Source organism: Pantoea sp. SGAir0183, from assembly GCF_043545505.1.
The window spans coordinates 1,973,308-1,985,578 of sequence record NZ_CP028053.1 but is presented as its reverse complement, the minus strand read 5'-3'; the positions used below and the strand labels follow the sequence as shown (position 1 = coordinate 1,985,578).

The following is a 12,271-nucleotide window of genomic DNA, read 5'->3' as shown; positions in this document are numbered from 1 at the left end:
TCATTACCCTCTTCCCTCGCTTTATCGTACGTTTACCCTCTGGTTGCTATGCAAAAATATACCCTGTTGCTGTTAAGCCTGGTGCTCCTGGCGCCTTTAGGCATCGATCTCTATTTACCCACGCTGCCGCAGATCGCAGACGGTCTGTCAACACCGGTGACGCTGATACAAACAACGATCCCCCTTTTCCTGCTGATAATGGGACTGGGTCAGCTGGTGAGCGGCCCGCTGGTCGATAACTGTGGGCGTAAACCTATTGCGCTGCTGGGCCTGACGCTCTACATAGCGGGCAGCGCCATTGCGGCCACCGCCAGCTCCTTCCCGCTGTTCCTGCTGGCCCGCGTCGTACAGGGCTGTGCAGTATGTTGTAGTGCCGTCGTTGCGTTCAGCGGCGTACGCGACCGGTTAAGTGGTGATGATGCCGCCCGGGCTTATGGCTTTCTGAATGGCGCACTGAATATCGTGCCCGCACTGGCACCGTTGCTGGGTGGACTGCTGGCCAGCGCCTTTGACTGGCGCGCGCCCTTCTGGTTCCTGTATACTTATGCCGCCGTCGTGATGCTGATGGTCATTATCTGGCTGCCGGAAACCCGTCCGGCCGATACGCTGCGTGTAAAAGGGCTTCCCGTTAATCAGTATGCCGCCATTTTACGTCAGCCGCGCTTTCTGGCCTTTGCCTTCGCGAATGCGGGCGCACTGGGCATGGTGCTGACGTATGTTTCACTGGCACCCCACATTCTGATGACCGAGGGCGGCCTGTCGCCTCTGGCATTCTCTTTTGCCTTTGGCGCGAATGGCTTTTGGATCATGCTGGTGAGTGTGGTGGTGAACAAGGCGATTCGTAAGGCGGGCAGGCCATTTTGCCTGGCGATGGGTTGCCTGACCATGCTACTGGGTGCTGGCCTGCTGCTGGCCGGTATGACACTGCTGCCTGACAGCCTGCAGTCACACTGGGCGCTGTATATGTTCCCTGTCGCCGTGGCCGTAGCCGGACTGGCCTTCACCGTCGGCCCGGCCACCAGCTATGCGCTGGAACCTTACCAACAGCAGGCTGGTGTCGCATCGGCGTTACAGGGTTTTATTCAGATGGCAGGCGGTGCAGCGGGGAGTTTGCTTATTGTCGCCCTGCCACTGGCAGAGAAAATGTCGCTGGCGTTGATGATGCTGCTGGGTGCAGCGCTGGCGTTCCTCGCCTGGCGCTGCAGTAAAAACATGCACAGCCGGATTACAGCGATTAAATAACGTTTACCGGAACGCGTGGAGCCAGGGCACACATCAGCTCATAACCTACCGTTCCGGCCGCTTTTGCTACCTGATCGATTTTGACATTGTTTCCCCACAGCTCGACAGGTGAACCAATGCCCGCCTGTGGGCAGGGTGTTAAATCAACGGTAATCATATCCATCGACACCGCACCCACGACCTGCGTCAGCACGCCATCAACAAAAACCGGCGTCCCGTTGGGCGCATGGCGAGGATAACCGTCGGCATAGCCACAGGCGACAACACCTATTCGCTGCGGCTGGGATGCCCGGTAGCGATAGCCATAACCCACGCCATCTCCGGCCTGAAGCTGCTGCACACCAATGATTTCACTGGACAGGGTCATCACCGGTTGAAGTCCACTGCTGGCCACGTCCTGCCAGTCACCGCTGGGTGACGCACCATACAAAATGATCCCCGGTCGCACCCAGTCCCGGTGCGCCTCAGGATGCCACAACGTACAGGCCGAATTGGACAGCGAGACCGGGCTGTCCAGCCCTTCGGTGGCGTCGGCGATTCGCTGTAGCGGCGCTACAATGCCGTCGGGATTTTCGGCATCAGCGAAATGCGCCATCAACGTAATATCCCCGACGTTTTCCAGCGCACGCAGTTTATGCCAGATGCCATTTACCTGTTCAGGGCGAAAGCCCAGTCGGTTCATACCGCTGTTTATCTTCAGGTAAATATCGACAGGCGCCGAGAGCGTCGCATTGGCCAGGGCATGAATCTGCCAGTTGCTGTGCACGCTGGTCGTCAGACGGTAACGATCGATTAAGGTCAGATCGTCAGGGTGAAAAAAGCCTTCAAGCAGCAGGATGGGTTTCTTCCACCCCTGCTCCCGCAGCAGAATGGCTTCTTCCATATTCAGTAACGCGAAGCCATCGGTGCTGGACAGACTTTCCCACACGCGGGTAATGCCATGGCCGTAGGCATTGGCTTTCACCACAGACCAGACACGTGATGCGGGGGCCGCACGACGCACAATGGCCAGGTTATGTCGCAACGCCTGTTGATTGATGGTTGCGACAATTGGACGTGACATACTTCCTCTCCCTGAAGGCTTAACGTGTAGCGTTAACGTTACGAAGCGGTGATCGGCTGGCCGCAAAACCAGGCAAATAACGGAAGACCGTGAGATCGTCCGATGCAATCGCTGGCGACGTGCCGGAAATGACATCAGCCAGTAACTGACCGGAGCCACAGGCCATTGTCCAGCCCAGTGTGCCGTGTCCGGTATTCAGATAAAGATTGGACAGCGGCGTCGCCCCGACAACCGGCGTACCGTCTGGCGTCATAGGACGCAGGCCTGTCCAGAAACTGGCCTGGCTGACATCACCCCCTTCAGGATAAAGATCTGTAACCACCATCTCCAGCGTTTCGCGACGCGCTTCAGGCAGTTTGGTGTTAAAACCCACAATTTCTGCCATACCGCCGACTCGAATACGGTTATCAAAACGTGTGACGGCCACTTTGTAGGTTTCGTCCAGGATGGTGGAGACGGGTGCCGCATCGGCATTCGTCACCGGAATCGTTAAGGAATAGCCTTTCAGAGGGTAGACCGGGATATCCACAATATTTTTCATCAACGCGGTGGACCAGGAGCCCAGCGCAACGACGTAGCTGTCGGCTTTAATCACCTCATCGCCGCACTTCACACCGTAAATCCGGTTACCGTCGCGCAGCAGCTGATCGATGGGTGTATTGAAGCGGAAGACCACACCGGCTTCCTCGGCCATTTTGGCCAGGCGCTGGGTAAAAAGCTGGCAGTCGCCGGTTTCATCATTTGGTAATCGCAGACCGCCGGTAAGTTTATGCTGCGTCGCCGCAAGGGCAGGCTCAACGCTGGCCAGCTGATGCGACTCCAGTAATTCATAGGGCACGCCGGCCTCGCGCAGAACGGCAATGTCTTTGCTTGCGCTCTCGAATTGCTGTTGCGTACGGAATAGCTGGAGCGTGCCGCCCTGTCGGCCTTCATAGGCAATGCCCGTTTCGGCGCGGAGGGCCTTCAGGCAATCGCGGCTGTATTCAGCAAGCCGGACCATGCGACTTTTATTCTGCTGGTAGTGCTGCATGTCACAGTTACGCAGCATATGCCACATCCACTCAAGCTGAAAGCGGCTGCCATCCAGCCGGATGGCCAGAGGCGCATGACGCTGAAACATCCATTTCATCGCCTTAAGCGGCACACCGGGTGCAGCCCAGGGCGCCGCATAGCCTGGCGAGATCTGCCCGGCATTTGCCGCGCTGGTTTCCATGGCGGGTTGAGGCTGACGATCGATCACGGTGACCTGATGGCCGGCGCGCGCCAGATACCACGCGCTGGTTACGCCCACAACGCCACTACCAAGAATAACTACGTGCATAAGTCCCCCGCGAAAATAAAAAGCATAATCCACTACTCACCGGTTAACATTCAGAGTGATCACAAAGTGGAAACATCCTTTACACAATCCATCCATTTCACCTCTTTTTGCGCCTACAGGTAACTAAAATCATTTCACGCCCTCAAATTCAGAGAATTATGCGTCCTTTATTAAAAAATCAGGCATAAATGACACCAGTTCTGGTTAATTATGCCTTTCACAGGAGAATCCTTCATAATCTCCCCCTCTGAAAAAATTCAGCATTTAATGCTGAAAAGTGACAGCTATTCAGTGTGTGGAGCTATTTAATCCCAGCGCGGTAAACCTGAAATGATTTTTCTGCCAAAGAATTCGTTTGAGTTCCCGGATCGGATAAGCGACAGTGAACTATCATTGATCTGTTCACTCAGTTTTTTTGGGTTCCTTTCTCAGGAAGAGCCTTAAATAAATCGTAACGGACAACGCGTCAGGGTGAGTCCGTTCGCCAAAACAGAGGTGCGCTATGACAACAATCTTTGACGATTCCATCATGGACAGCAAACGACTCAGCGACGGGCCCGACTGGACATTCGAGTTACTGGATGTCTATCTCGCTGAAATCGACCGCGTAGCGAAACACTACGGTCTGGATACCTACCCGCACCAAATTGAAGTGATTACCTCCGAGCAGATGATGGACGCCTACTCCAGCGTCGGTATGCCCATCAACTATTCGCACTGGTCGTTTGGCAAAAAATTTATTGAGACTGAGCAACGTTACAAGCATGGGCAGCAGGGTCTGGCTTATGAGATCGTGATTAACTCTAACCCCTGCATCGCCTATCTGATGGAAGAGAACACCATGACCATGCAGGCGCTGGTTATGGCGCACGCCTGCTATGGGCATAATTCCTTTTTTAAAAATAACTACCTCTTCCGCAGCTGGACCGATGCCAGCTCCATTGTGGATTACCTGTTATTTGCCAGAAATTACATTGCTGACTGCGAAGAGCGCTATGGCGTTGAAGAAGTGGAGCGCCTGCTCGATTCATGTCACGCCCTGATGAATTACGGTGTGGACCGCTATAAGCGCCCGCAAAAAATTTCCCTGCAGGAAGAGAAGGCCAGGCAAAAAAGCCGCGAAGAGTATCTGCAAAGCCAGGTCAATACCTTATGGCGCACCTTACCGCGGCGTGAAAAAGAAGCCGCGCATTTTGAAGCGGCGCGCTACCCTTCTGAACCGCAGGAAAACCTGCTCTACTTTATGGAAAAGAACGCGCCGCTGCTGGAGCCGTGGCAGCGTGAAATTCTGCGCATTGTGCGTAAGGTGAGTCAGTATTTTTATCCGCAGAAACAAACTCAGGTGATGAATGAAGGCTGGGCGACCTTCTGGCATTACACCATCCTGAATCACCTCTATGATGAAGGCAAAGTGTCAGAACGCTTTATGATGGAGTTCCTGCACAGCCATACCAACGTAATCTATCAACCGCCCTACAACAGCCAGTGGTACAGCGGTATCAATCCGTATGCACTGGGCTTTGCCATGTTCCAGGATATTAAACGTATTTGTCAGTCGCCGACGGAAGAGGATCGCTACTGGTTCCCTGATATTGCCGGTTCTGACTGGCTGAAAACCCTGCATTTCGCGATGCGTGAATTTAAAGATGAAAGCTTTATCAGTCAGTTCCTGTCGCCTAAGGTCATGCGTGACTTCCGGCTGTTCACTGTGCTGGACGACGACCGCAACAATTATCTGGAAATCGCCGCGATCCACGACGAGTCCGGCTATCGGGCCATTCGGCAGCAGCTTTCGGCACAGTACAACCTGAGTAATCTGGAGCCCAATATTCAGGTTTACAATGTGGACTTACGGGGTGATCGTTCCCTGACGCTGCGCTACGTGCCACAAAGCCGTGCACCACTCGATAAGAGCCGTCGGGAGGTGCTTAAGCACGTGCACCGCCTGTGGGGCTTTGATGTGATTCTGGAACAGCAGAATGAAGATGGCAGCGTCGAACTGTTGGATCGCAATCCGCCGCGCAATGTTCCCCTCTAAAACAGGCATAAAAAAAACCGGACGCGCAGTCCGGTTTTTTTTAGCGCTTAGCGCCTAAGTCGTTCGGCATACTCTTTTGCATCGAATGCCAGATATCTCCACTCTGGCGTCCGTAATGCCGGACACACTCCACGATTTCATCCTGAGTGGGCTGTTTGTCACACAGGTCGAGCAGTGTCAGATAAAACTCGCGGGCGACTTTACGGGCTTCCGGATTGGAGAAATAGTGCCGCCCAACGCGCGTATACAGCCCTTTCAACCCATTCAGGATCAGGCCATAAATCGGATTGCCCGAGGCGAACGCCAGGCCGCGAAACACCCGATAATCGAGTTCCGTATAGCTGTCCACCTGATCGTCGGTTTGCGCGACGGCCTGCAGCACCTCACGCGCCTTCTCAGGATAGTGGCGCAGCGCGCGGCTGATAAAGATAGAAGAAATATTGGTGCGCACCGACAACAGGTTATCGATCAAAGCCGGTACACTATCGTGGTCCAGGCGCGCCAGGGTTTCCAGAATGTTCAGACCCGACGTTTCCCAGAAATCGTTAACGCGCGTGGGCTTTCCATGCTGAATGGTTAACCAGCCGTCTCGCGCCAGGCGTTGTAACACTTCACGTAACGTTGTACGCGTTACGCCAATCAGTTCAGAAAGCTCACGTTCGGCAGGAAGGATCGATCCGGGTGGAAAACGGCTGTTCCAGATGCTTTCAATAATATACTCTTCAGCAAATCCGGCTGGACTCTGCGCCTTAATAACCATAACTGTGTGTTCTCATTGCTTTCTGGATCGTAATGGGCACTCATCATACCAGAGCGCCTATAGCGGATATAGCCTTGTCAACGATTAAAAATGCGGTTCAGCACAAAAATAAGACAGATTACCATGCTGCGCCATACGTGCGAGGATGCCTTAGGTTACGCCCTGAAAACCGCCTCGGGCAGCAGCGCGTTGATGAATAATCCGCCGAATGAGGCAGAAGGTGCCAGCCGCATTCGCGAACAGACAAAGAATTAATCTGGATCAGGGCCAGGTTAGGTTTGCACACGATTTTTTCTTACCACAGGATGGCGCGCCGCGTCTTTTGGTTTACACTGCGGGGCATTAACGTTTACAGGGAATGCACTATGTTGCGATATTTAAACCAATGTTCGCGGGGTCGCGGTGCCTGGTTATTATTGGCCCTTTCCGCTCTGGCGTTGGAACTGACAGCATTATGGTTTCAGCATGGTCTGGGCTATAAACCCTGCGTCATGTGTATTTACGTGCGTTGCGCGCTTTTTGGCGTGATGGGCGCAGGCATCCTTGGCTTCCTGATGCCACGTTCGCCGGTTCGACTAGTGGCGATTGTGTTATGGATATACAGCGCATGGGAAGGCCTGCGCCTTTCTTACGAACACACCATGATCCTGCTGCATCCGAATCCCTTTGTAACCTGTGACTTTGCCGCCCGCTTCCCCGCCTGGTTGCCGCTGGATAAATGGTTGCCATCGGTATTTGTCGCCAGCGGCGATTGTTCGGAACAGGCCTGGCGCTTCTTATCACTCGCCATGCCACAGTGGATGATCGGCATCTTCGCGGCTTATCTGCTGGTGGGTGTGCTGGTATTGCTTGCTCAGCCGTTTAAACCTAAACGCCGCGACTTATTCGGTCGTTAATCCGTTAAAAGGCTGCCAGGGGCAGCCTTTATCATCAGGACTTAGCCATTCCGGTCAGGGCGATCGATAATATGATCTTCCCAGTCGCGCACTTCACTTTCCCGCACTGCAATGTAACGTACAGAAATTCGCTGCGCATGCATCGCATTTTTTGAGCCCGTCAGCAGCGGATGCCAGGCAGGCAGCGGCTTCCCCTCGCCCAGTAAACGGTAGGCACAGGTGCGCGGTAACCAGTCAAAGGTGGTCAGATTTTCGCGCGTCAGCTTGATACAGTCTTCTTCATATTCAAAGCGACGCGCATAGTTACGGCACTGGCAGGTTTTGATGTTGAGCTGATTACAGGCGACATTGGTGAAATAAATTTCATCCGTGTCCGCGTCCTGAAGTTTGTTCAGACAACACTGACCACAACCATCACACAAGGATTCCCATTCCTCATCGCTCATTTGTGCCAGGCGTTTGTGTTGCCAGAAAGGGGTTTCAGTCATGATGATTGTCCAGATTTAGCGTAAACCGCACCTTATAAAGCGATCAGCACGCTGATGCAAGTTTTACAGCACGCGCGTACTGATTCCGTGACCGGCAAAGGAGACTTCCAGCGTGTCGCCTGACCGCATTGGGCCCACCCCTTCTGGCGTACCGGTCAAAATGACGTCGCCAGCATGTAGCGTAAAATACTGACTCATATGGGCAATCAGCGGCAGGATTTTGTGAATCATATCTGACGTATTGCCATCCTGACGGACTTCCCCGTTTACCACCAGCTTCAGATCGGTATTCTGGGGATCGCCCGCAAACTCCGCGACCGGTATGAAACCTGACAGCGGACAGGCGTTATCAAACGCTTTTGCTTTTTCCCAGGGTTGTCCGGCTTTTTTTAAGCCCGCCTGCAGATCGCGCAGCGTCAAATCCAGCGCCACACCATAACCGGCAATGGCTTTCGCCACGTGCGCTTCGCTGGCCTGTTTTAGCGTGGTGCCGATCAACACCGCCAGCTCGACTTCATGATGCACTTCACCAAAGGCATCAGGAATGGATAAAGGCTGCCGCAGATCGCACAAGGCCGAAGCCGGTTTAATAAAGATAACCGGTTCGGTCGGCGTCGCACTGCCCATTTCTTTAATGTGTTTCGCATAGTTGCTGCCCACGCAAACCACTTTGCTGACGGGATAATCTAACAAAGCGCCTTGCCAGTTACGATGCTGATACATGCTAATCCCCTGTTTCATGATGCCGGACGGTCAGTCTTCGACGGTTAAAAGCATACAGGGCAGCACCGCACAGCGCTCCCCTGCGTAGCCATTGCGATGATTTAACCTGACAGATGCGCAGGAATTGTCAACCTGCCCGCCAGGCTATTTGTGCGTCAGTACAGGAAAACGCGGTGCGGCAGGTTACCAGGAAGGGGAAAACAGCGGCGCTGCACAATTAATATTCAGCGCGGGTGCAAAATATAAATTTGCCGTTCACTGCCGCACATCAATAATATTAACGGAACAATCCGAGTTAATCTTTTTTGTCCGCCTCAAGATGGGTTTTTAACAAACTTTCAATCGGCGGAGGAATTTGCAAATAATATCCCTGCTCGCTTAAACCCTGCTTAACTTTATTGATGTCGGCGTTGGCCAGCTTGTCGCGTTGGGCAAGGTTAATCACCATGGCCAATTGCGGTTTACCAAAGCCTTTCAACAGCGCGTCAGGCACGCGCGAAAAATCGTCTTTTTTTTCAACATAAAGATAAGTCTGGTCACGGACGGGACTTCTGTAGATCACACAAAACATATTTTTTACTCGAATTAACCCGCGCTGAGGCTTGTTTGAATATAGCGCTAACTATAACATGCTTGCAGTACTTCGAATATTCGCCGATCGCGCTTTAACGATGCTTTTATCATCGCTTAGCACAGGGTAGTAAAACAGGACTGAGTCGGGACAGATGCCGCAATCGCCAATCGAATTTAAGGGAAGCAGTTTTACCTTGTCTGTTGTTCATTTGCATCACCATGAGCCAGAGGTGATCCGCAAAGCGCTTCAGGACAAAATTGACCAGGCACCCGATTTCCTGAAAAACGCACCAGTGGTGCTGAATGTTGCGGCACTCAATGCCGCCGTAAACTGGAAACAGATGCTGCAGGCGGTAAGCGCTACGGGACTGCGTATTGTCGGTGTCAGTGGCTGCAAAGACGAGGCGTTGAAAAAGCTGATCGCCCGCGCCGGTCTGCCGGTGCTGGCAGAGGGGAAAGAGAGCCAGAAACGTGAGGAGCCAAAACCTGAACTCAAACTGGTTGCTGCGGAACCTCTGGCCGCGAAGACACGCATCGTCAATACACCGGTCCGTTCAGGCCAGCAAATCTATGCCCGTAATGCGGATTTGATTGTGACCAGTAGCGTCAGTGCCGGTGCAGAACTGGTCGCTGACGGCAATATCCATATTTACGGCATGATGCGTGGTCGGGCGCTGGCAGGCGCCAGCGGCGACAGAGAATGCCAGATTTTTTGTACCAACCTGTCCGCAGAGTTGGTTTCTATCGCCGGGGAGTACTGGATTATGGATCAGATCCCCGAAGAATATTTTGCTAAAGCAGCGCGGCTTTGCCTTCAGGATGGCGCGCTGACTATCCAGACACTTAATTAGGCCCCTTTTCTTTCGTTAAGGAAATCAATATTTATGGCACGCATTATTGTAGTTACATCCGGTAAAGGGGGCGTTGGTAAGACCACGTCAAGCGCGGCCATCGCCACCGGTTTAGCGCAGAAAGGCAAGAAAACGGTTGTCATCGACTTTGATATCGGCCTGCGTAACCTTGATTTGATCATGGGCTGCGAGCGCCGGGTTGTTTATGATTTCGTGAATGTTATTCAGGGTGATGCCACGCTGAATCAGGCCCTGATCCGCGACAAGCGCACTGAGCAGCTGTATATTTTGCCTGCCTCACAAACCCGTGACAAAGACGCGCTGACTCGCGAAGGCGTCGAGAAAGTCCTGAATGATCTTGCGGAGATGGAGTTCGATTTTATTGTTTGTGACTCCCCTGCGGGCATTGAAACCGGTGCGTTAATGGCGCTCTATTTTGCCGATGAAGCCATCATCACCACCAACCCGGAAGTCTCTTCGGTTCGCGACTCTGACCGTATTCTCGGTATCATTTCGTCCAAATCACGCCGTGCGGAAACCAGCCAGGAGCCGGTTAAAGAGCATCTGCTGCTGACCCGCTATAACCCGGGTCGTGTTAACCGTGGCGATATGCTGAGCATGGAAGATGTGCTGGAAATTCTGCGCATACCGCTGGTCGGCGTCATCCCGGAAGACCAGTCTGTGCTGCGTGCCTCAAACCAGGGTGAACCCGTGATTCTGGACGCGGAGTCCGATGCGGGTAAAGCCTATGCCGATACCGTTGAACGGTTGCTCGGTGAAGTTCGCCCCTTCCGCTTTATTGAAGAAGAGAAGAAGGGTTTCCTGAAACGCCTGTTCGGGGGATAAACCATGGCATTACTCGATTTCTTTTTATCCCGGAAGAAGAACACTGCCAACATAGCCAAGGAACGGCTGCAGATTATTGTGGCAGAACGGAGAAGGGGCGACAGTGAGCCCCACTATCTTCCGCAACTCAAGCGCGACATTCTGGACGTGATTTGCAAGTACGTGAAGATTGATCCGGACATGGTGACAGTTCAGCTTGATCAGAAAGGAGATGATATCTCGATTCTGGAACTGAACGTCACCTTACCTGAAACGGAAGACGTAACGAAATGACGCGTCTGGTTTCCTGAGATTCCCCTGCGCAGTAGCAGGGGAATTTTTTTATATCTCGGCAAGTATCTCGCTAATGCCGGGTTTCAGAAGCGCACCGCGCCAGCCTGCCAGCAGTTCGGGCTCACGGTTCTGTGGCTTTAATCCCCAGTGCTGACTCAACACCTGATTAATCTGTCGACGTGATGCCAGCAGTTCCTGGCTTAATCCGCTCTGTTCACTGACCTGCTGTACCAGTGCTTTAATCGCTTTAAAAGCCCGTTTGTAATGCACGTGATCCACCAGATTCGCTAACGGCGGTGGTAACGCACTGTCCTCCAGCGCGGCGGCTTCAGCAACCCGCGCCAGCATTGCCCTGCCGTGGAAACGGATCTCGTGACCGGACAGGCCCAGATGGTCTAACTCCCCTTGCGAGCCCGGCATAAAGCGCGCCACTTTCCACAGGTTTTCTTCACGCACCACAAAATTGACCGCCATGTCTTTTTCGCGGGCAACGTTAAGCCGCCATGCCGCCAGGCGCTGCAGCGCGGCCAGTTGACGCGGACGCAGTTGCCAGGCGTTGGTGATGTCCCGCCATGCGTCCTCGGGATCAAGCACATCTAAACGGCGCTGACACAGGTTTTCACATTCGCTCAGTGCCGCCGTCACGTTCCCCACCTGCTCCACCTGCGCCATCAGCTGATGCGCAATGGGCAGCAGGTAATGCACATCCGCTGCGGCGTACTGACACTGCCGCTCAGTCAGCGGACGGGCCAGCCAGTCGGTCCGGGCTTCACTTTTGTCTAATTCCACCTGAGTGAAATGCGCCACCATTGAGGCAAAACCCCAGGAAAGTGGCTGACCGCTGAACGCCGCCAGAATCTGTGTATCGATCATGGGCTGTGGCAGTACCCCAAAGCGGTGCAGGAACACTTCCAGATCTTCCCCCCCGGCGTGCAAAAATTTGGTCACGCGGGTATCCGTTAAGAGCGCAATAAACGGTGACCAGTCACGGACAGGTAACGGATCGATCAGGACTAACTGCTCGCCATCAAACAGCTGGATTAACCCCAGCTGAGGATAGTAGGTCCGGGTACGGACAAATTCGGTATCCAGGGCGACAGCCGTATGCTGGCGTGCTTTTTGACACACCTCGGCCAGGTGATCATCGTTATCGATCAGAGAATAGTTCACGTTCAGTTTCCACCGCAGCTGACAACG

14 protein-coding genes are annotated in these 12,271 nt (G+C 53.5%); 7 read left to right on the top strand and 7 right to left on the bottom strand.

Annotation, left to right across the window (positions count from 1 at the left end):
• Positions 1–48 precede the first annotated feature (48 nt).
• Positions 49–1,242 carry a multidrug effflux MFS transporter gene (locus tag C1N59_RS09230; RefSeq protein ID WP_394550648.1) on the top strand — a complete coding sequence of 398 codons (1,194 nt, stop codon included), beginning with the start codon at positions 49–51 and terminating at the stop codon, positions 1,240–1,242.
• On the opposite strand, the gene dadX is transcribed toward C1N59_RS09230, so the two are convergent.
• Both dadX and C1N59_RS09220 read right to left on the bottom strand, forming a co-directional pair.
• The gene (gene dadX, locus C1N59_RS09225; RefSeq protein ID WP_394550646.1) at positions 1,235–2,305 is read right to left on the bottom strand and encodes a catabolic alanine racemase DadX; all 1,071 of its coding nucleotides are present in this window, start codon (positions 2,303–2,305) and stop codon (positions 1,235–1,237) included. The two genes, C1N59_RS09230 and dadX, sit on opposite strands and share 8 nt — an antisense overlap.
• A gap of 19 nt (positions 2,306–2,324) precedes the next feature.
• On the bottom strand, positions 2,325–3,626 hold the full coding sequence (locus C1N59_RS09220; RefSeq protein ID WP_006119433.1) for a D-amino acid dehydrogenase: 1,302 nt from the start codon (positions 3,624–3,626) through the stop codon (positions 2,325–2,327).
• A 502-nt stretch (positions 3,627–4,128) separates the two neighbouring features.
• On the opposite strand from C1N59_RS09220, the gene C1N59_RS09215 reads away from it, so the two are divergent.
• The gene (locus C1N59_RS09215; protein ID WP_033741895.1) at positions 4,129–5,664 is read left to right on the top strand and encodes a SpoVR family protein; all 1,536 of its coding nucleotides are present in this window, start codon (positions 4,129–4,131) and stop codon (positions 5,662–5,664) included.
• 40 nt (positions 5,665–5,704) lie between these two features.
• Here C1N59_RS09215 and fadR read toward each other — a convergent pair whose 3' ends face one another.
• Positions 5,705–6,424, bottom strand: a complete 720-nt coding sequence (gene fadR / locus C1N59_RS09210) for a fatty acid metabolism transcriptional regulator FadR (RefSeq protein WP_033741897.1) — start codon at positions 6,422–6,424, stop codon at positions 5,705–5,707.
• Positions 6,425–6,514: 90 nt separating this feature from the next.
• On the opposite strand from fadR, the gene C1N59_RS09205 reads away from it, so the two are divergent.
• Positions 6,515–6,679: a hypothetical protein gene (locus tag C1N59_RS09205; protein WP_394550644.1), complete on the top strand. Its 165-nt coding sequence runs from the start codon at positions 6,515–6,517 to the stop codon at positions 6,677–6,679.
• Positions 6,680–6,789: 110 nt separating this feature from the next.
• Positions 6,790–7,320, top strand: a complete 531-nt coding sequence (dsbB, locus tag C1N59_RS09200; RefSeq protein WP_039343052.1) for a disulfide bond formation protein DsbB — start codon at positions 6,790–6,792, stop codon at positions 7,318–7,320.
• Between the two features lie 41 nt (positions 7,321–7,361).
• On the opposite strand, the gene C1N59_RS09195 is transcribed toward dsbB, so the two are convergent.
• The 3 genes from C1N59_RS09195 to C1N59_RS09185 all read right to left on the bottom strand — a co-directional run bounded on the left by C1N59_RS09195 (position 7,362) and on the right by C1N59_RS09185 (position 9,102).
• Positions 7,362–7,808 carry a YcgN family cysteine cluster protein gene (locus C1N59_RS09195; RefSeq protein ID WP_033741898.1) on the bottom strand — a complete coding sequence of 149 codons (447 nt, stop codon included), beginning with the start codon at positions 7,806–7,808 and terminating at the stop codon, positions 7,362–7,364.
• Positions 7,809–7,871: 63 nt separating this feature from the next.
• On the bottom strand, positions 7,872–8,531 hold the full coding sequence (locus C1N59_RS09190; protein WP_058701812.1) for a fumarylacetoacetate hydrolase family protein: 660 nt from the start codon (positions 8,529–8,531) through the stop codon (positions 7,872–7,874).
• A 295-nt stretch (positions 8,532–8,826) separates the two neighbouring features.
• A complete protein-coding gene (locus tag C1N59_RS09185) occupies positions 8,827–9,102 on the bottom strand; it encodes a YcgL domain-containing protein (RefSeq protein WP_006119443.1) in 276 nt (91 codons plus the stop codon).
• Positions 9,103–9,256: 154 nt separating this feature from the next.
• Between C1N59_RS09185 and minC the strand changes: the two genes are divergently transcribed.
• From minC to minE, 3 genes are read left to right on the top strand one after another with little or no spacing between them, the layout of a single operon-like run.
• Positions 9,257–9,955 carry a septum site-determining protein MinC gene (gene minC / locus C1N59_RS09180; RefSeq protein ID WP_006119444.1) on the top strand — a complete coding sequence of 233 codons (699 nt, stop codon included), beginning with the start codon at positions 9,257–9,259 and terminating at the stop codon, positions 9,953–9,955.
• 33 nt (positions 9,956–9,988) lie between these two features.
• Positions 9,989–10,801, top strand: coding sequence for a septum site-determining protein MinD (minD, locus tag C1N59_RS09175; RefSeq protein ID WP_006119445.1), 813 nt, complete (start codon positions 9,989–9,991; stop codon positions 10,799–10,801).
• A gap of 3 nt (positions 10,802–10,804) precedes the next feature.
• Positions 10,805–11,074, top strand: a complete 270-nt coding sequence (minE, locus tag C1N59_RS09170) for a cell division topological specificity factor MinE (RefSeq protein WP_006119446.1) — start codon at positions 10,805–10,807, stop codon at positions 11,072–11,074.
• A 48-nt stretch (positions 11,075–11,122) separates the two neighbouring features.
• On the opposite strand, the gene rnd is transcribed toward minE, so the two are convergent.
• The gene (gene rnd / locus C1N59_RS09165) at positions 11,123–12,244 is read right to left on the bottom strand and encodes a ribonuclease D (protein WP_033741901.1); all 1,122 of its coding nucleotides are present in this window, start codon (positions 12,242–12,244) and stop codon (positions 11,123–11,125) included.
• Positions 12,245–12,271 lie beyond the last annotated feature (27 nt).